17 protein-coding genes and 4 pseudogenes are annotated in these 23,132 nt (G+C 64.9%); 12 read left to right on the top strand and 9 right to left on the bottom strand.

The genetic code is table 11. From position 1 onward, the window contains the following. Positions 1–70: 70 nt before the first annotated feature. From metC to HAP54_RS36325, 5 genes and pseudogenes are all read left to right on the top strand, one after another. Entirely contained in the window at positions 71–1,267 is a 1,197-nt protein-coding gene (metC, locus tag HAP54_RS36345; protein WP_166295294.1) for a cystathionine beta-lyase, read from the top strand. A gap of 286 nt (positions 1,268–1,553) precedes the next feature. Next, complete coding sequence (gene cpaB, locus HAP54_RS36340; RefSeq protein ID WP_166295292.1) at positions 1,554–2,357, top strand: Flp pilus assembly protein CpaB; 804 nt, start codon at positions 1,554–1,556, stop codon at positions 2,355–2,357. Between the two features lie 13 nt (positions 2,358–2,370). Next, positions 2,371–3,837, top strand: a pseudogene (locus HAP54_RS36335) (type II and III secretion system protein family protein); the annotation flags it as partial. 15 nt (positions 3,838–3,852) lie between these two features. Then, on the top strand, positions 3,853–4,614 hold the full coding sequence (locus HAP54_RS36330; protein WP_339156917.1) for a CpaD family pilus assembly protein: 762 nt from the start codon (positions 3,853–3,855) through the stop codon (positions 4,612–4,614). After that, complete coding sequence (locus HAP54_RS36325; protein ID WP_166295290.1) at positions 4,611–5,882, top strand: AAA family ATPase; 1,272 nt, start codon at positions 4,611–4,613, stop codon at positions 5,880–5,882. Before HAP54_RS36330 ends, HAP54_RS36325 begins: the two co-directional genes overlap by 4 nt. A gap of 212 nt (positions 5,883–6,094) precedes the next feature. On the opposite strand, the gene HAP54_RS36320 is transcribed toward HAP54_RS36325, so the two are convergent. From HAP54_RS36320 to HAP54_RS36310, 3 genes are all read right to left on the bottom strand, one after another. Continuing rightward, complete coding sequence (locus HAP54_RS36320) at positions 6,095–7,438, bottom strand: IS1380-like element ISBdi2 family transposase (RefSeq protein WP_166204320.1); 1,344 nt, start codon at positions 7,436–7,438, stop codon at positions 6,095–6,097. 121 nt (positions 7,439–7,559) lie between these two features. Beyond that, positions 7,560–8,384, bottom strand: coding sequence for a tetratricopeptide repeat protein (locus tag HAP54_RS36315; RefSeq protein WP_166295288.1), 825 nt, complete (start codon positions 8,382–8,384; stop codon positions 7,560–7,562). A gap of 140 nt (positions 8,385–8,524) precedes the next feature. Beyond that, positions 8,525–8,770, bottom strand: a complete 246-nt coding sequence (locus HAP54_RS36310; protein WP_029083893.1) for a PilZ domain-containing protein — start codon at positions 8,768–8,770, stop codon at positions 8,525–8,527. 264 nt (positions 8,771–9,034) lie between these two features. Here HAP54_RS36310 and HAP54_RS36305 point away from each other — a divergent pair, with 264 nt between their 5' ends. The 7 genes and pseudogenes from HAP54_RS36305 to HAP54_RS36275 form a co-directional block, all read left to right on the top strand. Then, complete coding sequence (locus tag HAP54_RS36305) at positions 9,035–9,298, top strand: hypothetical protein (RefSeq protein WP_166295286.1); 264 nt, start codon at positions 9,035–9,037, stop codon at positions 9,296–9,298. A gap of 236 nt (positions 9,299–9,534) precedes the next feature. Next, positions 9,535–10,869: an IS1182 family transposase gene (locus tag HAP54_RS36300; RefSeq protein WP_166202952.1), complete on the top strand. Its 1,335-nt coding sequence runs from the start codon at positions 9,535–9,537 to the stop codon at positions 10,867–10,869. 19 nt (positions 10,870–10,888) lie between these two features. Further along, positions 10,889–11,981 (top strand): annotated as a pseudogene (locus HAP54_RS36295) (Na/Pi cotransporter family protein); the annotation flags it as partial. A gap of 120 nt (positions 11,982–12,101) precedes the next feature. Then, a complete protein-coding gene (locus HAP54_RS36290; RefSeq protein ID WP_029085231.1) occupies positions 12,102–12,449 on the top strand; it encodes a transposase in 348 nt (115 codons plus the stop codon). Beyond that, on the top strand, positions 12,446–12,790 hold the full coding sequence (gene tnpB, locus HAP54_RS36285) for an IS66 family insertion sequence element accessory protein TnpB (RefSeq protein WP_165125830.1): 345 nt from the start codon (positions 12,446–12,448) through the stop codon (positions 12,788–12,790). Before HAP54_RS36290 ends, tnpB begins: the two co-directional genes overlap by 4 nt. A gap of 74 nt (positions 12,791–12,864) precedes the next feature. Further along, positions 12,865–14,456, top strand: a pseudogene (tnpC, locus tag HAP54_RS36280) (IS66 family transposase). Positions 14,457–14,479: 23 nt separating this feature from the next. Further along, a pseudogene (locus HAP54_RS36275) lies at positions 14,480–15,031 on the top strand (PhoU domain-containing protein); the annotation flags it as partial. A gap of 45 nt (positions 15,032–15,076) precedes the next feature. Here the strand turns inward: HAP54_RS36275 and HAP54_RS36270 are convergent. The 6 genes from HAP54_RS36270 to pbpC all read right to left on the bottom strand — a co-directional run bounded on the left by HAP54_RS36270 (position 15,077) and on the right by pbpC (position 23,047). Continuing rightward, positions 15,077–16,879 carry a M23 family metallopeptidase gene (locus HAP54_RS36270; protein ID WP_166295284.1) on the bottom strand — a complete coding sequence of 601 codons (1,803 nt, stop codon included), beginning with the start codon at positions 16,877–16,879 and terminating at the stop codon, positions 15,077–15,079. Positions 16,880–17,079: 200 nt separating this feature from the next. Further along, the gene (locus HAP54_RS36265) at positions 17,080–17,418 is read right to left on the bottom strand and encodes a lipid-A-disaccharide synthase N-terminal domain-containing protein (RefSeq protein ID WP_166205274.1); all 339 of its coding nucleotides are present in this window, start codon (positions 17,416–17,418) and stop codon (positions 17,080–17,082) included. Further along, positions 17,418–18,197, bottom strand: a complete 780-nt coding sequence (locus HAP54_RS36260; protein WP_166306729.1) for a glycosyltransferase family 2 protein — start codon at positions 18,195–18,197, stop codon at positions 17,418–17,420. Before HAP54_RS36260 ends, HAP54_RS36265 begins: the two co-directional genes overlap by 1 nt. 84 nt (positions 18,198–18,281) lie before the next feature. Beyond that, on the bottom strand, positions 18,282–19,127 hold the full coding sequence (locus HAP54_RS36255; protein WP_166295282.1) for a phosphatase PAP2 family protein: 846 nt from the start codon (positions 19,125–19,127) through the stop codon (positions 18,282–18,284). Position 19,128: 1 nt separating this feature from the next. Continuing rightward, the gene (locus HAP54_RS36250) at positions 19,129–20,874 is read right to left on the bottom strand and encodes an ArnT family glycosyltransferase (RefSeq protein WP_166295280.1); all 1,746 of its coding nucleotides are present in this window, start codon (positions 20,872–20,874) and stop codon (positions 19,129–19,131) included. A 61-nt stretch (positions 20,875–20,935) separates the two neighbouring features. After that, on the bottom strand, positions 20,936–23,047 hold the full coding sequence (pbpC, locus tag HAP54_RS36245; protein WP_166295277.1) for a penicillin-binding protein 1C: 2,112 nt from the start codon (positions 23,045–23,047) through the stop codon (positions 20,936–20,938). Positions 23,048–23,132 lie beyond the last annotated feature (85 nt).

The raw sequence follows: 23,132 nt of genomic DNA, 5'->3' as shown, positions 1-23,132 counted from the left end.
ACACCTCCCGGCGTAGCCCTGTCCTCCCGACGCGTTGCGACCTCGGCAAAAAGTCTAATGGCAGCGATCCATGACCTCCTCCGACGGCTCCAAGCCCTCCCATCCGCAACATGCCGCAACCCGCCTGGTCACGGCCGGCCGCGACAGCAAAGCCCAAAAGGGCTTCGTCAACCCGCCGGTCTTTCACGGCTCGACCGTGCTCTATCCGACCGCTGAGGATCTCCACGCCCATCGCGCCGAATTTACCTATGGCCGCCACGGCAGCCCGACCACGCGGGCGCTGCAGGACGTGCTGATCGCACTGGAAGGACCGCAATGCGCCGGCGTTGGCCTCGCCCCGTCGGGACTGTCGGCCATCAGCACCACGCTGCTCGCCGTGCTGAAGGCCGGCGATCATCTGCTGGTGTGCGACAACGCCTATCGGCCGACCCGCAATTTCTGCGACAATATGCTCAAGCGCTATGGCATCGAGACCAGCTATTTCGATCCGCTGATCGGCGCCGGCATCGAGACGCTGTTCAAGCCGAACACCCGCGCCGTGCTGATCGAGGCGCCCGGCTCGCAGACCTTCGAGATGCCCGATGTGCGGGCGATAGCGGCCGTCGCGCACGCCCGCGGCGCGCTCGTGATCGACGACAACACCTGGGCGACGGCGCTCTATCACCGCTCGCTCGAACAGGGCGTCGACATCAGCATGCAGGCCGGCACCAAATATGTCGGCGGCCACTCCGACATCATGTTCGGCACCATCGCGGCCAATGCGAAGGCCTGGCCGCTGGTGCAAGAGGCGATCCGACTGCTCGGCGTCTGCGCCGGCCCTGACGACGTCTATCTCGCGCTGCGCGGGGTCCGCACGCTCTCGGTGCGGCTTGCGCAGCACCACCGCTCCGGGCTCGAGATGGCGCGCTGGCTTGCGGCGCGGCCCGAGGTCGAGCGCGTGCTGCACCCTGCCCTCGAGACCGATCCTGGGCACGCGATCTGGAAACGCGACTTCACCGGCGCCTCCGGCCTGTTCAGCATCGTGCTGAAGCCTGTGCCGCAGAGCGCGGTCGACGCGATGCTCAATTCGCTGACGCTGTTCGGCATGGGCTTTTCCTGGGGCGGCTTCGAGAGCCTCGCGATCCCGTTCGACTGCAGCGACTATCGCACCGCGACCAAATGGTCGCCGGGCGGGCCGGCACTGCGGCTGCACATCGGGCTGGAAAATCTCGACGACCTCAAGTCCGATCTCGATCGCGGATTTGCGGCGTTGAAGGCAGCGCTCTGATCCTGACGCGCGCCTCGCGCGTTAGACGATATTTAACCACGACCGACCGGCCGTGACGCCGCGCTGCGACCGACGACGCGCGCGTTGAGCACGCTCGATCTCCGGGATTCTGCGGAGAAGTGACGACGCCGATAACTCGCCGTTCACCATCCCCACCAATCCCTTAATTGTCCGGACCTTCAATCAAGTTCCCTTATACTTTTGCGGCCGTAGTGATGCTCACGGGAAGGGCTGTCGGTGCCGCAAGGACGTGACTGCCCGGCGTTAAGGGCATTCAGACAATCGCATGAAGACGGCACGCATCGTGGTCCTCGGCATCGCCGGCGTCGCAGGCCTCGCGGCCATGTATCTCGCAAGCGTTGGCGATCGCAAACCGGCACCACCGCCGCCGCCGGTGGCGCAGCTGCCGACCGTCGAGGTGCTGGTGGCGAAGTCCGACATCGGCCTCGGTCAGTCGCTCAAGGCCGAAGACGTGCAGTGGCAGCGCTGGCCGGCTGAAACCGCGAGCAGCGCGTTCCTGCGCCACGACACCAATGCCGACGCCATGAACGAAGTGATCGGCTCGATTGCGCGCGCCCCGTTCATCGTCGGCGAACCGATCCGCGAGCAAAAGCTGGTCAAGGCCAATGGCAGCGGCTTCATGGCCGCGATCCTGCCCTCCGGCATGCGCGCGATCTCCACGGAAATCTCGCCGGAGACCGGCGCCGGCGGCTTCATCCTGCCGAACGACCGCGTCGATGTGATCCTGTCGCGACGCGACAAGAATCCCGATCAGCAGCAAGGCGCCCGCGACATCGTCACCACCGAAATCCTGCTGTCCAACGTCCGCGTGCTGGCGATCGACCAGGCGCCGAAGGAGAAGGACGGCAACAACTCCCTCGTCGGCAAGACCGTGACCCTCGAGCTCAAGCCCGAACAGGCCGAGACGCTCGCGCGCGCGCGGCAAACCGGCACGCTGGCGCTTGCGCTACGCAGCATCGCCGACGTCAACGAGACGATCGATCAGACCAACGACCATGCCCGGAAGCGGGGCGAGAGCATCAAGGTGGTGCGCTTCGGCGTCCCGAGCTCTCAGACGACACAGAAGTGATGGGGGCTTCGACATGACATCGGGTGCAAGACAACTGGCAACGCCGACCACGCTGGTCCGTTCGCTGTCATTCTCTGCGGTGACCGCACTGATGCTGATCCCTGCCCTCGCCATCGCGGCCGATCCCGACAAGAACGCGGATGTCGCGGTGACGAGCAGCATTGCCGCCAAGACGCGCTTCGTCTCGCTCGGCGTCGGCAAGTCTGTCGTGGTCGACCTGCCGCGCGAGGCCAAGGACGTCCTGGTCGCCGATCCCAAGATCGCCAACGCCGTGATCCGCTCGGCGCAGCGGGCCTACATCATCGGCGCGGCGGTCGGCCAGACCAACGTGGTGTTCTTCGACGCCGACGGCAACCAGGTCGCCTCCTACGACATCGCGATCAAGCGCGACCTCAATGGCATGCGCGCCGCGCTGAAGCAGATGCTGCCGGGCGTCCAGATCGAGGGTGTCGGCGAGAGCGTGGTGCTGACCGGCACGGTTGCGAGCCCGGTCGAAGCCCAGCAGGCCGGCGAGATCGCCGCGAAGCTGGTCGGCCGCGCTGACAAGGTCGTCAACTCCATCGTGGTGCGCGGCCGTGACCAGGTGATGCTCAAGGTCACCGTCGCCGAAGTGCGCCGCGATGTCGTCAAGCAGCTCGGCGTCGATCTCAGCGCCAACATGAACTACGGCACCGCCGCGGTGGTCTTCAACAACGCCAACGCCTTCACCGCCAACAACGGACCGCTCGCCCCCGGCAACGTGCTGACCGGAGCGGCCCTGAACAAGCTCGGCGTGCCGACGGTCACTGCCACGCTGCGTGCGATGGAGAGCGCGGGCGTGGTCAAAACGCTGGCCGAGCCGAACCTCACAGCGATCTCGGGCGAGTCGGCGACCTTTGTGTCGGGTGGCGAGTTTCCGATCCCGACCGGTGTCACCTGCCAGACCACGACGTCGGGCACGATCGGCAATTGCGTCCAGACCGTCAGCTTCAAGAAGTTCGGCATCTCGCTCAACTTCACTCCGGTGGTGCTGTCGGAGGGGCGCATCAGCCTGAAGGTGATGACCGAGGTCTCCGAAGTCTCGATGGAGAACGCGCTGACCGGCGGCCAGGGCGGCACGACGATTCCCTCGATCAAGACCCGCCGCGCCGACACCACGCTGGAAGTGCCCTCCGGCGGCTCGATCGCGATGGCTGGATTGATCCAGGAACAGACCAAGCAGGCCGTCAACGGAATGCCCGGGGTCGATCAGATTCCGGTCCTCGGCCAGTTGTTCAGGAGCCAGGACTTCGTCAACAACGAGACCGAACTCATGGTCATCGTGACGCCCTATGTGGTGCGTGCGGTCGCGCAGAAGGAATTGTCCCGTCCGGATGACGGATTTGCCCCGGCGTCCGACGCGCAGTCGGCGCTGCTGGCGCGGGTCAATCGCATCTACGGCGTTGCCGCACGTGCCGAACCGATCGGCGCCACACCGGTCAATTTCGGCTTCATCATCGACAGAGGCGGGAACCTAATGGGGTTGGGGGATCGAACGATGACACACAACACACGGAACGGTCGGGCCAGGACGCTGCCGCTGTTCGGCGCCCTCCTCGTCAGCGCGATCGCGCTCGGCGGCTGCAATCTGACCGGCGATAATATGACCACCGGCACGGTGCCCGATGACTACCGGCAACGGCACCCGATCGCGGTCACCGAGGGCGAGCAGTCGATCGTGGTCTTCGTGGGCCGGGCCCGCGGCAATCTCACCGAAACCCAGCGCGATGACGTGATGGGGCTGGCCCGTACCTGGCGCCGCGAAGGCACCGGCGCGATTGCGATCGACGTGCCGGCCGACACCCCGAACTCGCGCTCGGCGCAGGCGGTGTACCAGGAGATCCGCGGATTGCTCGCGTCGATGGGCGTGCCCGCTCACGCCATCACCAGGCGTGCCTATCGCGTGGACGATCCGCGCGCGCTTGCCACCATTCGCCTCAGCTATCCGAAGATGGCCGCAGTTGCCGGCCCCTGCGGGTTGTGGCCGGCCGACCTCGGCCCCTCGATCTACAATCGCGCCTACAACGAGAACAAGCAGTACGACAATTTCGGCTGCGCCACGCAGCGCAACCTCGCCGCGATGGTCGCCAATCCGTCCGACCTCGAACAGCCCAGGACGGAGACTGCAGCCTACACGCCGCGCCGTTCGATCGCGTTCGAGAAATATCGCAAGGGCGAAACGACCGCGACCACCTATCCCGAAGCCGAGAAAGCCAAGCTGAGCGACGCCGCGAAATGACCGCCGAACAACAAGACGAGCCGCAGCACGGCAACGACTACATCGCGCCGGCGCCGCGGATTTCCGTGCAGGCCTTCTGCGCCAGCGTCGCAACCGCCACCACCGCGCGCGCCGCTGCCGACGACCGGCGGCTCGCCAAGGCCCACCTCTCCGTCCATATGGGCGGCATCGCCGCGGCGATCGACACCTATCACAAGGCGCCGACGCCCAACGTCATCATGCTGGAAACCGAGCCGGACAGCGATTTCCTCGCCGGTCTCGACGAGCTTTCCACGGTCTGCGATCCCGGCACCCGCGTCGTCGTGCTCGGCACGCCGGGTGAGGCTGCGCCGTATCGCGAACTGGTGCGGCGCGGCGTCAACGATTACGTCATCGGGCCGGTCAAGGTGCTCGACATCGTGCGCTCGATCTGCAGCCTGTTCTCGTCCTCCGAAGCGGTTTCCGTCGGCCGCCTGATCGCGGTCGCGGGCGCCAAGGGCGGGGTCGGCGCCTCGACCATCGCTCACAATGTCGCGTGGACCATCGCGCGCGACCTCGGGCTGGATTCGGTCGTCATCGATCTCGACCTCGCCTTCGGCACCGCCGGCCTCGACTACAACCAGGATCCGGTGCAAGGCATCGCCAACGCAGTGTACGCACCCGAGCGTCCGGACAGCGCCTTCATGGAGCGCCTGCTTTCGAAGTGCGGCGATCATCTCAGCCTGCTGGCGGCGCCTGCCACGCTCGATCAGGTCTACGATTTCGGTGCCGAAGCGTTCGATGCCATCTTCGACACGATGCGGATGACCACATCCTGCATCGTGCTCGACGTTCCGCATCAATGGACCGCCTGGACCAAACGCGTGCTGGTCGGCGCCGACGATATCCTGATCGTGGCCGAGCCCGACCTCGCCAACATGCGCAACACCAAGAACATGATGAACCTGCTGAAGACCGCGCGGCCCAACGACCGGCCGCCGCTGTACTGCCTGAACCAGGTCGGCATGTCGAAGCGTCCCGAGATCGAGGTCAAGGACTTCGCCAAGACGATCGATAGCCAGCCGATCGCGGCGATCCCGTTCGACTGCAGGCTGTTCGGCGAAGCCGCCAATAATGGTCAGATGATCGCGGAAGTCTCCGCACGCCACCGCACCACACGGACTTTCCTGCAGATCGCCCAGCGCCTGACCGGCCGCGCCGACCTTGCGGAAGCCCGCGAGTCGTTCCTGTCGCCTATCCTGAGGAAGTTGCAGTCACGCCGCAACGACGGCCGCCGGGCCGCCGGCTAGCATTCCTGATCCCAGGTTTCGCTATCTCAGGTATCGTTCGACCTAGCCCGTCCTATTCGTGAGAGTGCTTTTTTTAGTCCGATTGATGTGGCCGCACATCTGCTCTGACGAGGCGCGCGGGATTGCCTTCGGCTTTTCACCGCCTGACGACCCGTACTTTGCAACGCGCTTGAGGGATGGGTTGGGCGAACGGGGGGCGGACGCCCCGCCGGTCAAGGACCGAGCGGCAGCAGCGCGCCTGGCAAGCCGCGGATCAGGTCGGCTTCGGGACATGCCGCGGCAAACGCAAGGCGAATGCGGCTCGTGGTCTCGACGACACGGGCAGCGAGTTTCAAGAGACGAAGACGCAGCGTCGCGAACTCGGCTGTGGCCAATTCCCGGGCTTTGGGAATCGCGTCGCGCACGGTCAGCATCAGCCAATAAGCGGCGGTGTGGAGAACGAGGCGGACTTGATTGGCGAGCGCCGAACGGCAGCTGGTGCGATCGGAGGCGAGCTGTGTCTTATGCAGCTTGATCAGATTCTCGGCTTGGCCGCGCGCGCAATACAGGCTGTCGTAGATCCACTCGGCCGAGCCGACATCGAGGCTGGTGACGACGAAACGGATGTCGAGGCCGAGCATCGTCGCCTCAATACGGGCGACGGTACGCCGTTCGCGATCCCAGGACTTGGCCTTGTGGCGCGTCTCGGTATAGCCACGCAGAACCGGCAGGTTCTCGATGGCGCGTCGCGTGCGGATGTCGTCGGCGGCCTCGTCGAGTTTTCTGGCGAGCGGCTTGGTGCCGGACAGACCGAAGATGTAGTCGATGCCGTTGGTCTCGCACCACGCCATTGCCTCCGGCCGGGCATAGTGCCCGTCGCCACGGAACGTAATTCGCGTGTTGTGCCACCGCGTCCGGATATGCCGTATCAGGCGGCGCAGATGGGCACGCACCTCGACGCCGCCCGGCGTCTTGCCGGGCCGCAACACGACCGCCACGGGCCGGCTCTTCTCCGTGTCGTAGACGTGGATCGGCAGGAAGCAGCGTTCGTCATAATGAGCGTTGAACAGCGAGAGCTGCTGATGGCCGTGGACGACATCGCAGGTATCATCGATGTCGAGCGTGACGGATGCCGGCTCGCGCGGGTAGCTATCCATCCATGCGTCGACCAAAGTGTAGGTCAGTCGGATCACGTCGCGCAGGCGCGGAGCATTCTCCAGCCGCGACAGCGTCGGTTGGGAACACAGATCGCGACCCGTGTCCGGCAGCCGTCCGCAGGCCAGCTTGAATGCGGGATCGGACCGCAGATGATCGAGGTCGTCGGCGTCCTCGTAGCCGCAGCAGATCGCGAACATGCGCGCGCGGAACATATCGACAAGGCTGTGCACGACCCGCGTCGGATCGCGCCGATCCGGGAACACCCGGGCCAAATTGTCGGCCAAGCCGAGACGCCGCTCGGCCATCGCCAGAAGCATCACGCCCCCGTTCGAGGTCAGCCGACCGCCATCGAAGGCAGCTGTGACTTTCTTGGCGTGAACGGCTGGAAACGAGAAGGGCAGAATCGTATCATCGGTCATGGCGGGCCTGGCGTTCGCGGTTGAGGTGATGGGGTTGGCTTTGCAACCGAATCCTACGCCGCATCAGCACTTTACACCACGCTCGCCAGCCTCTCAGGCGCACTCTGACGAATAAGACGGGCTAGTCGCGACGGACGGTGGCGACCGGAATCTTGTCTGTATCGCTCCGGCTCGCGTCCCTGCGCGCCAACAGCCGCTTCAGCGCGGCGACATTGGCCGAGCCCTCTTCCGGCGACAAATCCGCCTTCATGATGGTCTCGGCCTCGGACTGGCGGCCCTGCAGGCCGATCACGACGGCAAGGTTGGTTCGCACCCGCATGTCGCCGGGCGCGCGCTCCCGGGCACGGCGCAGCGTCTCCTTGGCCTTCGGCAGATCCTTCGACAGCAGATAGGACAGGCCGAGATTGGAGAGCACCGACGGATCGTCGGGCACGATCTTGAGCGCACTCGCGTAGTACTGGCGGGCCTCGTCGTGGCGATCGAGCTGATCGAGCACGGCGCCTTGCGCCGACAGGATGCGCCAGTCCGGATCTTCCGGGGTGTGCGCGCGCCCGAGCACGTCGAATGCCTGCTGGAAATTGCCGTTGTCGGCGAGCGCCCGGCCGTAGCCTGCAAGCAGCGCCTTGTTGCTCGGCTGCGCCAGGACCGCCTGCTCCATGACCGCGACCGCCTGCGCTCGCTGGCCGGTGGCGCGCAGCGCCCGGGCGTATTTCAGTGCGGCGTCGGTGTCTTTCGGGTTGGCGCGGACACGCTCATGGAAGGTCGCGATGTCGCGACGGGGATCGGCCGGAGCCGGCGTGGCCTCCGCAGTGTCGCCCAATGACCCCGTGATGTCGGACGGACCCGAGGTCTGACAGGCGGACAGCCCGATCAGCAGGATCACGGCGGATACCGAGCTGGCGAGACGGCGCGCGCGGCCTTTCGGTCGGGGTAGTTTCTCAGACATCAATGAGACTCGGAACAGCGAAGGTTCCGGGATGCTCACAGCTTAACCCTAAGTTCCGGTTAAGGATGCCATCATGTCGCCGTCATTGCCCGCCCGCGAGCCGGCACGGGCCGTTCGCGGGTCGTCGGCGTCGTGGCCGATCAGTCGACGAACTGAGCGCCGAATTCGTGTCCGATCTGCCAGGCCAGGCGGCACTGACGCGGACTGCCGGTCGACAGGATGATGGTGAATTCCGGCGGGATTTCGAGATATTCGGCGATCACCTTGACACCTCCGGCGGAGATATCCGTGATCATGCAGTCGCGTGGCAGCGACCCCGTGCCCAACTGAATTTTGGCGACGCTCCGGCACGCGCGGCGTTCGCTCTTGCGGCGATTCATGAACATACTGATCCCCAAGCCCTCGGCTGGATAGTTTCTCGTTCCTACCGTCATAACGGGGAAAGATTGGGAACTGCCTAGCGGAACCAATCGCAATTGAGCGGTCGTGTTCGAGAATCATTTACCGGGGGCGCGGCCTCGCCCCGGTGTGCCGCCGGCATGTTTTGACCGTGGCGCCCACCCAATATTAACAATCTCCTAAATGCATTGCCGAGCGTGCTCACCCTGGGATAGCATTTGCTGTTCCCGACAATTGGGAGGCAAACAGCCATGAAAGCCTCGTCACTGCTCGTCGCAGCCATCGTGTCAGCGGCTCCGGCGTATGGCGGGCCCCCGCAACGCGCCAACAACATGACGATCACTGCGGACACCCGCATCGGATGCAACGGCACGACCGGGTGGGGCGGCACGGCGGTGCCGTGCAGGAACTACTACAACTTCGCCAACGTCAACGATTGCCATTCGAAGCTGCTCAGCCTCGGTTGGGATAACAACGCCCTCGCCTGGTACTGCACCAATCTGGGCCTGAAGTAGCCCGTCGGCACCCATAGATCGATCGAGGCCGCCTCGGTTGGCGGCCTCTTTCATGACGGCCCCTCCCCGTCATCAGGTTCCAACGGGAACAAAAAGGGGTTGATATCAGGTCATTTGACTATAGCGTGCGCCCCTTCGACTCGAATTTTCCGGGATATCAGGAAGTATGGGAAGCCTAGGAGCTTGTCTGGATAGTCGCTGTTCAAATCTGGTCGGGTCTGATTCAACATTGGGCGATGAGCAAGTATTTTCGGCCTTGGAACATCGATCAGACGCTGCTTCTGCCGCCGAATGTGCAGGACTTCGTGCCGAAAGGCCATGTCTCGCGGTTTATGGTTGATCTGGTGCGGGAGAGCCTCGATCTCAGGGAGATCATGGGCAGCTATGTGAGCGGGCTTGGGCAGCCGCCGTTTGATCCGCGGATGATGGTGGCGCTGCTGCTGCATAGCTATGCGAGTGGGCTGTATTCGTCGCGTCGGATTGCCAAGGCCTGCCGGGAGCGGAACGATTTTGTGATGATCGTGGCGCTGGATGCGCCGGATTTTCGGACGATCAGCGACTTTCGCAAGCGACATTTGAAGGCGCTCGGCGCGCTATTCGTGCAGGTTCTGAAGTTGTGCGAGACGGCCGGGCTGGTCAAGCTCGGTCATGTCGCGCTGGATGGTACGAAGATCAAGGCGAACGCGTCGAAACACAAGGCGATGAGTTATGAGCGCATGAAGAAGCGCGAGGCGGAATTGAAGGCCGAGGTCGCTCGCATGCTGGCGGCCGCCGAGGCGGCGGATGCCTCGGAGGATGAGACTTTCGGCAACAGCGACGAACTGCCGGACTGGACCGTCGACAAGCAGAAACGGCTGGCGAAGATCCAGCAAGCGATGGCGGCGCTGGAAGCGGACGCCAAACTGGCGGCGGAGGAAGAGCGCCGCATCGAGGCCGAAAAGGAACAGCAGCGCCAGGCCGAAGGCCGCAAGAAGCCGGGCAAACCGGCGGCGCTGCCATCGGAGGAACCCAATCCCAAGGCGCAACGCAACTTCACCGATCCGGAAAGCCGCATCATGAAGTCGAAGGATGGCTTCGTTCAGGCCTATAATGCCCAGGCGGCCGTCGATGCACATGCCCAGATCATTGTCGCGCAAGAACTGACCCAGCACGGCAGCGATCAGGGCCAGTTGGTGCCCCTGATCGAGGCCATCGAGAGCAATCTTGGCCGCAAGCCGCGGCAGGCCTCAGCGGATTCCGGCTACTGCAGCGAAGCCAATCTCGAAGCGCTCGACACACGCAGCATCGATGGCTATGTCGCGCCCGGACGCGCCAAGCACCCGACAGTAGCGAACGGAAAAGTCGGCGGCCCGCTGACACAGGCCATGCGAAAGAAGATCGACGATGGCGGCTTCGAAACACCCTACCGATTGCGAAAGCAAGTGGTGGAGCCGGTGTTCGGGCAGATCAAACAGGCAAGAGGCTTCCGCCAGTTCCTGTTGCGGGGCATCGAGAAAGTGCGCGCCGAGTGGACAATGATCTGCACCGTCCATAACCTCCTCAAGCTGTTCAACCTCGCAAACGCAGCCTGAGCCTGCTACTCTACAACAAATGCCCGTCACGAAAACATATCTGGACGGGCTCCTAGTTCTGCTCGATCTGATGGGGGGCGTCGCGCTCCTGCTGTGGGGCCTGCACATGGTCCACAGCGGGATTCTGCGGGCTTTCGGGCCGGATTTGCGGCTGTTGCTGGCGAGAGCGCTAAACAACCGGTTCAGCGCCCTTGGCGCCGGCCTTGGTCTGACCGCTCTCCTGCAGAGCTCGACCGCCACCGCCCTGATCACCAGGCACCACGCTGATCGTGCAGGTGCTGTCGTTCAATGTTGCCGCTGTTGCGCCGGTTCTATTCATCACCGGCCTGGTCGCGTTCCGCAGCGGGCCGCGCTCCCGGATCAAGGATCTCGGCCGCGTCTCGATCGGCCTCGGCCTGATGCTGCTGGCGCTGCACATCCTGCTCGACACGATGGCGCCGGCCGAGAACGCGCCCAGCGTGCGCGTGTTCCTGGGCGCGATCACCGGCGATCCCGTGCTCTGCATCTTCATCGGCGCGGTCGTCACCTGGCTGGTCCATTCCAGCGTCGCCAGCGTGCTGCTGGTGATGTCGCTGGCCTATTCCCAGTTCATCTCGCCCTACGCGGCGTTTGCGCTCGTGCTCGGCGCCAATCTCGGCAGCGCCATCAATCCGTTGATGGAGGGCGCGCGGCGCGACAATCCGGCGAGCTACCGCCTGCCGGTCGGCAACCTCGTCAATCGCGTTGTCGGCATCCTGCTGGTGGCACCGTTCCTGCGCCCGATCACCGAGTATATTCATGCCTGGCAGCCCGATCTCGCCAAGGCGACCGCGCTGTTCCACATTGCCTTCAACGTTGCGACCGCGCTGCTGTTCATCGGCGTGCTCGACCACATGGCGCGGCTGCTCGAACGTCTGTTGCCGAAGCGGGCGCAGGAGACCGATCCGTCACGGCCGCGCTATCTCGACGAGAGCGCGCTGGAGACGCCGTCGCTCGCGCTGGCCGATGCTGCACGCGAGGTGCTGCACATGGGCGACCATACCGAGGCCATGCTGCGCAAGGTGATGGCGGCGATGATGACCAACGATCGCGCCCTGGTCGACCAGGTCTCGAAGATGGACAACACCGTCGACCGTAAGCGGCAAAGAAACCCCGTCTGGCGGAGTGGTAAGCGATCGGCTATCGGCTGCTGAGTTTGTGAGCCGATGTGAGCTTCTATGTCTGCGCCTAGTTCTGGAACTAGAACCTTCCATATGATCGAAGCGGTCGCCGACCGTCTTGAGGGAGCGCCGCGGCAGCTTCGCCGACGCTGGTCGGACGAGTTCAAGGCGCAAATTGTGACAGAGGCGCTGGAGCCTGGCGCGAGCGTCTCGGCGATCGCCCGCCGGATCGGCATTCACCCGTCGCAGCTGTTCGCTTGGCGCCGTGATGCTCGGGCCGAGCGGCATTATCGCTCGCGGCACTCGAGTTGCGAGGGCGTGGTGGCGTCTGTGGCAGGCACAGTGATTGAGATTGCCATTGGCGAGGTCGTCGTGCGTGCCGGCGTGGACGTCGACGAGGCGCACTTGCAGCGAGTGATCCGGGCGGTGCGTTCGGCATGATTCCCTCGGGCGTGAAGGTGTTCCTCGCCAGCCATCCAGTCGACTTCCGCAAGGGTATCGATGGCCTGGTTGCGCTTGTGCGCGATGCGGGCTCAGATCCGTTCGACGGTGCGCTTTATGTCTTCCGGGCCAAAAGAGCCGACAGAATAAAGATCGTATGGTGGGATGGCTCCGGCGTGTGCCTCTATTTAAAACGTCTCGAAAAGGCGAAGTTCTGCTGGCCGCGGATCGGGCATCATCGGGTGCAGATGAATCCTGCGCAGTTGATGGCACTGGTGGATGGAATGGACTGGAAGCGGGTCCGGACCGTGGCGGTCAAGCCGCCGGAGATTGTTGGGTAAAAGCGCTGCGGCGAAGTGAATCAGTGAGCTGAAAAGGCAAGAGAACCGGGGCAAAATGTGCTCTGGTCGGGCCAATGACGCCGCCCGATCTCAACCTCCCGAATGACGTAGAGACGCTGAGAGCCATGGTGCTTGCCCTGGCCGAGAGGGCGGCCCGCGCCGATGCTCTGGAGAGCGAAGTCGCCGATCTCAGGGTGCGCAACGCCGATGCCGATGCGCGTATCGAGCGGCTGACGCAGATCCTGAAGGCCTTCGACCGCGCCCGGTTCGGCCGACGATCGGAAAAGCTCGGCTCTGCGAACGGCGACGATGAACAGCAGGCCTTTGTCTTCGAGGAAATTGAGACCGGCATCGCTGCAATCAAGGCCCAGGTCAGCAAGGGCCGTGCGCAAGCGGATGGCAAGCGTGCACCGCGTCGGCGCAAGGGCTTTGCGCCCCATCTGGAACGGATCGAAACCGTCATTGAGCCGGAAGACCTTGCTGAGCATGCCGGCAAGCAGAAGGTGGTGATCGGCGAGGACGTGTCGGAGCGTCTGGATGTGGAGCCAGCGAAGTTCCGTGTGATCGTCACGCGCCGTCCCAAGTATGCCTTCAAGAACGCGGACGGCGTAATCCAGGCGCCGGCTCCGGCCCATATCATTGAAGGAGGCATTCCGACGGAAGCGCTTCTGGCCAGATCGCGGTCGCCAAATACGCCGATGGCATGCCGCTCTACCGGCAGGAGGCGATCTACGCGCGCGATCATGTCGAGCTCGACCGCCAGCTGATGGCGCAATGGATGGGCAAGCTCGGCTTCGAGCTCGAGATCATGGCCGACTACATCTTCAGCGAGGTCAAGAAGGCCGAACGGGTCTTTGCCGACGAAACCACCCTGCCGACGCTCGCTCCCGGCTCCGGATCGACGAAAACGGCCTACTTATGGGCCTATGCCAGAGATGACCGCACCTTTGGCCGCAGCGGTCCCCCGATGGTGGCTTATCGCTTCGAAGACAGCCGCTCCGGCGAATGCGCGGTCCGCCATCTCAATGGTTATCGGGGCATCCTGCAAGTGGATGGCTATGCCGCCTATAACAAGTTGGCGCGCGCCGATCGCGGCAATGATGGCATCACATTGGCTGGCTGCTGGTCACACAGCAGACGCAAGTTCTACGAGCTGCATGTTGCAGGAAGCTCGAAAGTGGCAACGACGACGGTCGAGCGGATGGCAAAGCTCTGGCAGGTCGAGAAGACCGTGCGCGGTCAAAGTCCCCACGCACGCGTTGCCGCGCGTCAGCAAGCCTCCGCGGCGGTCGTCGCAGATCTCTTTGATCTCTGGCAGCAGACCTTGCGGCGGATCTCCGGCAAATCAAAACTGGCCGAGGCAATCCGCTATGCCGTCTCGCGCCGTGCCATCTTCGAGCGCTTCCTGACCGACGGCCGCATTGAGCTCGACTCCAACATCGTCGAACGCGCCATCAGGCCACAAACAATTACGAGAAAGAATAGCCTCTTCGCTGGCAGCGACGGCGGCGGACGAACCTGGGCGACCATCGCGACACTGCTGCAGACAGCGAAGATGAACAACGTCGATCCGTTCGCCTGGCTCACCCTCACGCTTCAGCGCATCGCCAACGGCTGGCCGAGCAGCCAGATCGAGGCGCTTATGCCATGGAACCACGCCGCGTGAACGGCCTCAGCTTGCCGCTTACCGTCGACCGGCTCAATGAGGCGATCAAGCTTTACGTCACGAAACTCACCCGCGGCAGCCTCGACGAGCGCGAGGGCCAGCGCGCCATGGAGATCGTGTCCTTTGCGATCAATCTCGAGCATATCGGCGACATCATCGACAAGAATCTGAGCGAGCTCGCGACCAAGAAGATCAAGCACCGCCTGCAATTCTCCGCCGAAGGCGCCGAGGAATTGTCGGCGTTCCACAAGCGCACGATCGACTCGCTGCGGATCGCGTTCGGCGTGTTCATGTCGGGCGACGCCAACGAGGCGCGCAAGTTGCTCAGCGAGAAGGCGGCGCTGCGCGCGGCCGAACTGACCGCCGTCGAGCGGCATCTGGTGCGCCTGCGCGAAGGCCGGCCCGAGACCATCGAGACCACGTCGCTGCATCTCGACGTGCTGCGCGATCTTCGCCGCATCCATTCGCATATCTGCTCGGTCGCCTACCCCGTGCTCGACGCCGCCGGCGAGACCGCCGCCGATCGCGAGAACGCGGTTGATACGGCCGAACTTCCGGCACCCGGGCGGCTCTGATTAAATGAAGGCGCGCCGGAGCAGCACCGCGTGCTGCGATCTCCGCTACGTCGGCGGCCGGTGTTCGGAACCGGGATGCCGCTGTGGAAACGCGGAGGCGGCAGCGAGCTGGTCGATGCTGTCGCGTTGGCGGTCGAACGCGCCAAGGAGATCGCCCTGCAGCACCCGGCCGCCTGACAATCTCATCCGAAGCGGATCGACGTTGCGGCCGTTGATCCGCACCTCGTAATAGAGATGCGGTCCGGTCGAGAGCCCGGTCGATCCGACATAGGCAATCGTCTCGCCTTGGCGAACCCGATCGCCGATCTTCAGCCCGGGCGGGAAGCTCGCGACGTGGGCATAGGTCGTCTCATAGCCGCGATCGTGAAGCACACGGATATATTTCCCGTACCCGCGTTCGTACCCTTCGGTCTCGACAACGCCGGCGCCCGCGGCCGCAATCGGCGAACCATAGGGCGCGGCATAGTCGACGCCCTCATGGAAGCGGCGGTCGCCCAGGATCGGATGAGTACGCCAGCCAAAACCGTCGCCGAGGCGCCCGCTCACGACCGGCTTGCGCAACAAGAATTTGGTGATGGACTGGCCAGCCTCATCGTAGAAATCGGAGCTGCCGTCGTCCGGCGCCGTGAAGCGGTAGTAGCGGTGCGTCTGCCCGCCCGCGGTCAGGTCAATGAAGACCAGCTCTGGTTGGCCAATTTCGTTGGGGGCATACATGATCTCAGCCACATCGGCGTCGCCGAGTGGCTCATCGAGGTCGAAATCGCGGCCACACAGGCGCATCAGCTCGGCAACGATCCCCTCATCGACGTGATTGGAGCGTGCAAGCGCGTTGAGACCATCACGTAGCGTTTCACCGGGAACGGAATGCGTGTCGATCGACTCACGCAGCAAGCTCTCGCTCCGCAAGGCGACATCTGGCTGTTCCGGCACGATCGCCTGGTACTGGCCGCTATCGGCGCGACCGACGGCGGACACACTGGCGTCCGCCCGTTCAATCGACACTTTAGCGACATGGCCAGGTGCCGAACCGGCCTCTCCGTCTTGTTCGACGATCGTGATTTTCTCGCCACCCGACAGCGTCTCCTGGCCGCCGGCCGACGGGAAAGCGGCAAGGATCGCCGGCGCGTCCGCAGCAGCCGCAGTTAGCGCCCGCAGAATGGCCGACAGCGTATCACCGCTTCTGGCGATAATGACGTGTCGGTGGTGAAGAGACGGCGAAGGAGATTTGGGAAGGCTGGTGACGTTGATCGCCTCACCTGTCAGCGACGGCGGACGCGGCGCGTCTTCATCGTCTGCGTAGGCGCTGGTGCCGCCAGGCAGCCCACCGCGCGATGGACCTGCTCGCATGATCGATGGCAACTCCGGCAGCAGCGAACTCGCTCGCTGGTCGTCCTTGCCATCTCCCGGTGCTTCGCGACGATGGTCCTGTTGTGGTTCGGGATCGATCTCCGCGAGTCGCGCTGACACGCGGGTAAATCGACGGACCGAACCGGCATCGCTCAACTGCTCGATCCTGAGCGCAGAGGGATTGCCTTGCGCGCCGGGCCTGCGATCCAGACGGTCGCCGCGCCGCGCCTCGTCAACCACCTGCCCTGTGAAGCGCGGAAGTGACACGACCGGCGATACTGCGAATCGCATGTGATCGCCGAATGCTCCGCGAAGCGCGCCAACAAGGAGCGCGACAGCAGCGGCGCCAATCAGAACCGTCCCCGCCATCCAGCGGAGACTGACCGCGCGCCGGTCCGGCGGCTCGCCCTCGCCGGTCAGCGGCGGCTCGTCAAGCGATGGGATATTGCGGACGCTCGATCGATGACTACCCGCTTTGGTCGCTTCGCCACGGCCGGTCATCAACGCCCCTCATCCCCTTGGCGCACGATCTCGGAATGCCGTCACGCCCGCGGCAAGCCGTAGATGCCATACGCCTTGGGGCGATTGTTTGACCTTCGTTCAGGTGCGGTCCAATTATTGCCGAGCCGGGCCGACGCTGCATCTGTCGAGACTCGGGAGGAGGCTCAGCATACCGCTCGCCGCGCCGACAGCCGCAGGGATCAGCGCTCAAGCGTCCTCGACGCGGAGCCCCGGCTCTTCACGATCAGCATGATGTTGCGGATGTAGATCAGCGTGGCAAGGCCTTGCCCGATGATGATGACGGGTTCGCGCTTGGCGAGCCCGTAGATCAGCGTCATCAGACCGCCGCCCATCGAGAAGAACCAGAACGCCATCGGCACCACGCTCTGGCCGGCGCGCTCGCTGGAAATCCACTGCACCAGGAAGCGCGCGGTGAAGAGCAATTGCGCGACGAGGCCGAACGCCAGCCAGAAGTCGAACTTGGCGACGAACACGTCGTAGAAATAGGCGCTCAGCGCCTGGCCGTACTGAATCAGCATCACTTCACCTTGGTCACGACCGGCACTTCTGCGACGCCCGTCACTTCGGTGACATCAGGCACTTCGGTGACGACCGGTGTCGGCTTCTTGCGGCGGATCAGCCACCATACGCCGGCGAGATCCATGATCCCGATCCAGAGCCGGTCGAAGAATCCGTAATTCGACACGCCGGAATGCCGCGGGCGATCGACGACGTCGACATAGGCGATCGTGAGCCCCTCGCGGCGGACCAGCGCCGGCAGGAAACGATGCAGCCCGTCGAAATAGGGCATTGCCAGGAACACCTCGCGTGGAAACGCCTTCAGTCCGCAGCCGGTGTCGCGGGTGCCGTCACGCAGGATGACGCTGCGCACGTTATTGGCTATGCGCGATTGCAGTTTCTTGAAGCCGGTGTCCTTGCGCCCGACGCGCTGGCCTGCGGCAAGCCCGACGCGGCCGTTGCCGCTCGCGATCGCCGCGATCAGGTCCGGCAGGAATGCGGGGTCGTTCTGGCCGTCGCCATCGAGCGTCGCCACGATCGCACCGCGCGCGGCACGAACGCCGCTGCGCACGGCGGCGGACTGGCCCGACGAGACGGCGTGGCGGAGCTGCCGCAGATTGGGCCGCTGCGCCATGATCGCGCTCAGACGTTCGCCGGTGGCATCGGTCGAGCCGTCATTGACGTAGACGATCTCGTAAGCCCAGCGCCCGTCGAGCGCGGCCGCGATCTCGGCGATCAACGGCGCGATATTGTCCGCCTCGTTGCGCACAGGCACGACGATGGAAACGGCGACCGGCATCTGGTCGGGAGCAGGCAAATCGGCACTCGTGGTTGGTGTTATCAGCGATGGAACCAGCCCGATCCGGCCGTCGGGCGACCGCTTTTATGGGGCGAAGGCGCTCCTCGCAACCCTTTTGAGGCGCCCTTCCGAAGGCCCGGACAGGGCCACAACGGTGCCATCGTGATGAATGGCGAAACCAAGGCGGCGGGCAGCGAACCAGTAGCGCACGGCCATCGCGCCGATCACGCCGACCAGCGCGCCGGCCACCACGTCGCTCGGATGATGGGCCAGCAACACCAGCCGGGTCGCGGCGATGATCAGCGCATAGACCAGCATCGCAAGTCTCGCACCCGGCCACACCGCTGACACGGCAAAGGCCAGCGCGAATGCAGTGATCGAATGTCCCGACGGAAAGCTCGCATAGGCCTCGGTGCCGGCGAAGTGCTGGAAGTTGAAGGCATTGGCCTTGCCGCCGACAAACGGCCGCCCGCGGCCGACGATCCACTTGATCACTTCCCCGAGCGCCACCGACAGCACGACAGACAGCAACAAATATTGCAGCCTCGTCCCGAGGCCGAGCAGGGTCGCGCGCGGCACGCCGCGCAGCGCCGGCGCTGCCAATGCGACCACAACCAGCAGCAGGCCGAGCGCGCACAGCACATATTCGTCCTTGCCGAAATCAGTCAGGATTCGCACCCACCGGAGGCCCGGCGTACCGCGCGGGGGCATCGCGCTGATTTCGGCGACGTCCAACGCGTACATCAGCGTGATGATGACGGCGCCGACGATGACGACGAGCAGGAGCACGTGGCGCGCGGAACGCCGCGCCGCCTCGGCCCGGCGCGAATGCGACGGCGCGCGCACCAGTTGGGCAAGTGACAGCCAGACCAGCGTCAGCAATCGTCCGAAATAATTGGCGGATTCCAGGGTGGCTGGCGGCGCCGGCATATCACTCCGTCCCTTCGGAGCGGAAGATCGCGATCGAGACCGCCTTGCCTTGCGAGATGTTGTAGCCTTCGACGCGCACCGGCGCGTTGTAGCGCAGACCGATAGCCTCGGCACGCTGCACGAAGGACCGCTCCGAGCGCTGCTCGACCAGCGCGAAGCGACAGGAGCCCTGCCCCAGGAAATCAGCAGCGCCCGATCCGTCGGTGAGCAGCGTCGAGGTATCGGTCATGAACACCAGGCTCGGCTCGTGGAAGCCCGCGGCCGCCGCTTTCGGACCAACGCAGGTCACATTGCGCAAGGCGCGCGCGACCTCCTGGCTCGGAAACACGGTGGTGAGCCGCGGCAGCACCACACCATAGGTGCCGGCCGCCATCAGCGCCGCGGCGATCACCGCATTGAGCAGCGAGCGCTCGGCGCGGCTGTCCTCGAACATCCACCAGGCGATCAGGCCGAACACCATCGCGACGGCGAACAGGGGCCAGGCCGGAAACACCGGCTGATGGATCGCCTTGATGGCGCCGACGATCACCAGCACCGAGGCGCAGGCGGGGATCGCGAACCACCAGGCGGCGCCGCGCAACAGCCAGGAGGAGCGCGACAGCACGCGCCGCTCCAGCGCGCCCACGGTCAGGATCGCGATCGCCGGATAAAGCGGCAGCACGTAATGCGGCAGCTTGGTCAGCACGGCCTCGAACACGATCCAGGACGGGACCAGCCAGGCCAGCAGGAATTGCGCGCCCGGCTCACGCCGCGCGCGCCAGATCGCCGGCGCCGCCATGCCAGCAAGCGGCGCGCCGGGCCAGAACGTGATCCAGAACAGCAACAGATAGACCCCGGGCGGCGCGCCGTGGGATTCCTGTGCGCCAAGCTTGCTCAGCATGTCGCCGCCGACTGAGTCGGCAAAAAAGGTCTCACCGGCGCGCAGGAAGATCAAAACGAACCATGGCAGCACCAGCACCAAGGTCCACATCAGGCCCCAGACCGGGCGCATGCGCCAGAACCACGCCGCCGATCGATCGAGTATAGCGAGCGCGGCCATCGCGAGGCCGACGAACATCAGGATCAGCGGCCCCTTGAGCAGGATGCCGACCGCCAGCGCCGTCCAGAAGATCGCAGGCGGCGCCCATGACGGACGCGCCGGATCCTCGCCGCGCTGCCAGGACAGATAGACCCGCGCCATCGCCCCCATCGCGGCGGTGACCGTCAGGAGCAGCATCGCATCGGTCTTGGCAAGCCGTGCCTCGACCCCGAGCAGCACGCAACTTGCCATCATCAAGGCGGCCAGCGCCGCCCCTTGTCGCGTCACGAAGGCGAGCGCCGTCCAATAGGTCAGCAGGACCGCGCCGATCGCACCAATCAGGGACGGCAGGCGGTAGACCCAGATGCGGACCTGGGCGCGGGGCACCCCGAGCGCGGAAATCGTCTTCAGCGCCGCGGCCTGCATCCAGTAGATGCCGACCGGCTTCTTGTAGCGGACGTCGTCCTGGAAGCGGATATCGACGAAATCGCCGCTCTCGACCATTTGCTTGGTCGCCTGGGCAAAGCGCACCTCGTCGCGGTCGATCGGCGGGATGGTGAAGAAGCCCGGCAAGAACAACACCAGGCAGGTCAGCGTCAGGAACAGGATCGAACGCCATTGGCTGGCCGTTGCGAACTCGAACGCCATGAACAGCCTGCGGCTCGAATGCGCAGGTTTTACAGACTGTTGCCCTGCTCCGAAGCGCCGGGGTTGGAGGCTATCCACCATGGGTTTCGCATACGATGAAACCGCAGCGCAAACAACCGTGCAGTTCCGCTTTCCTGCGCGATCATTGCACGCGGATCACAACGGTATCGGCTGCCCCGGTGGCATCGATCACGGTGAGCCGCGCGAAGCCCGGTCCGGGCGGGTCGATCAGGCGCTGGCGCCGGCTGTCGATGTCCCCGGCTGAGACACCATTGACGAGCACGGTCAGAGGCAGCACACCGCCGGCGACCTTGACCGGCATCGGCGCATTACCGCCGCTTTCGGAACGTTCGACGTCGATGCGTGAACCGTTCAGCGGAAACTGGATGTGCGGCGCCTGGTCATTGCCGCTGCGGATCAGTTCGCCGAGCGGCCGGAATCGGCGCAGCGGCGGCGGTAATTTCGCGTTGGAGGCGACCAGCACGCCGCGCGGCGGCTTCGGCAAGGCCGCCGGGATCTTGCCGGTGCGCGCAAAGGCATCGAACAGGATCGGCGCGGCAGCGGTGCGGCCCACCAGTCCCGGCACCGGCGCGCCGTCGGGGCGGCCAACCCAGACGCCGATCGTGATGCGGCCGTCGAAGCCGACCGACCAGGCGTCGCGATAGCCGTAGCTGGTGCCGGTCTTGAAAGCGATCCGGTTGTGCACGCCATTCTCCGGCGGCGGCGTGCCGAGCAGGACATTGCCGACCTGCCAGGCCGCAGCCTGGTCCATCAGCCGCATCGTGTCACGGCTATCGCTCGCCTGCATGATCTCGCGCAGCGGTTTTGTCGCACCGAGCCGCGCCAGGCCAGAGTAGAGCTGGGCGAGATCCTGCAGCGTGATGCCGACGCCGCCGAGCCCCATCGCAAGCCCCGGCGCCTCGTCCTTCGGCAGCACCAGACTGGTGCCGGCCTGCTTCAGCCGTGACGACAGCCGGCTCGCGCCGACCCGGTCGAGCAGCGCGATCGCCGGCACGTTCAGCGACAATTGCAGCGCCTTGCGGATCGGCACCGTGCCCTGGAACGTCATATCGAAATTTTCCGGCGCGTAGGAGCCGAAGCGGATCGGCCGATCCTCGATCAGGCTGTCGGGATGGACAAAACCATCCTCGAAGGCGAGGCCATAAATGAAGGGCTTCAAGGTCGAGCCCGGCGAGCGCACCGCGCGCGTCATGTCGACCTGCCCGGCCCGCCGCTCGTCGAAATAATCCGCCGAGCCGACGCGCGCGAGCACGTCGCCCGTTTCATTGTCGACCACGATGATCGCGACCGAGACGTCAGGCCCCTGCGCGATGGCGCGGTCGCGCGCCAGCGCCTCCAGGTTTCGTTGCAGCGTGGCATCCAGCGTCAGCTTGATGACGGGCGTATCCTTCATCGTCGCGATCGCCTGATCGGACGAGTGCGGCGCCAGGATCGGTATCTGCTTGCGCATCTTCGGCACTGCCGTCGCCCTGGCCTGCGCGGCGTCCTCCTTCGACACCACGCCATCCTCGACCATGCGGTCCAGGACGCGGTCGCGCGCGGCATGGGCGGCTTCGGGGAAACGGTCGAGCCGCCGCCGCTCCGGCGATTGCGGCAGCGCCACCAGCAGCGCGGCTTCGGCAAGCGAGAGCCGTTTCGGCTCCTTGCCGAAATAGGCGATCGAGGCGGCTCGCACGCCCTCGAGATTGCCGCCGAACGGCGCCAGCGCGAGATAAAGATCGAGGATCTGGTCTTTCGAGAGCTGTCGCTCCAGTTCGACCGCGCGCACCATCTGCCGCAGTTTTGCGTAGACCGAGCGCTGGTGCCGCGGCTCGATCAGCCGTGCCAGCTGCATCGTGATGGTCGAGCCGCCGGAGACGATATGACCGCGGGTGAGAAGCTGGAATCCGGCGCGCGACAGCGCCAGCGGATCGACGCCGTGGTGCTCGTAGAAGCGCTTGTCCTCATAGGCGAACAACAGCTTCAGATAAGTCGGATCGACCGACGTCTTCGCGTCGACCGGCAGCCGCCAGCGCCCGTCCGCCATCGCATAGGCACGGAGCAGTTTTCCATTTCGATCGACGACCGTGGTCGAGACCTGCTGCGCCTGCGTGAGCGGCAGCGGCCGGAGCGAGATGACCCTGGCGGCGAAGGCGCCGGTGATCGCGATGAGCACAACGGCCATCGCGGCAAAGAGGCGCAGCGCCAACCGCCCATCACACTTGACATGCCCGGGCTTGACCCGGGCATCCACGTCTCTCTTGCCAGCGGACGCGTCCGTGGATGGCCGGGTCAAGCCCGGCCATGACGAGAAGAGTTTTGGACGCGCGTCCTTACTC

Source organism: Bradyrhizobium sp. 2S1 (assembly GCF_011516625.5).
Lineage (GTDB): Bacteria > Pseudomonadota > Alphaproteobacteria > Rhizobiales > Xanthobacteraceae > Bradyrhizobium > Bradyrhizobium septentrionale.
Note: the sequence above shows the minus strand (reverse complement) of the source record. Positions and strands in the feature narration are given on the sequence as shown.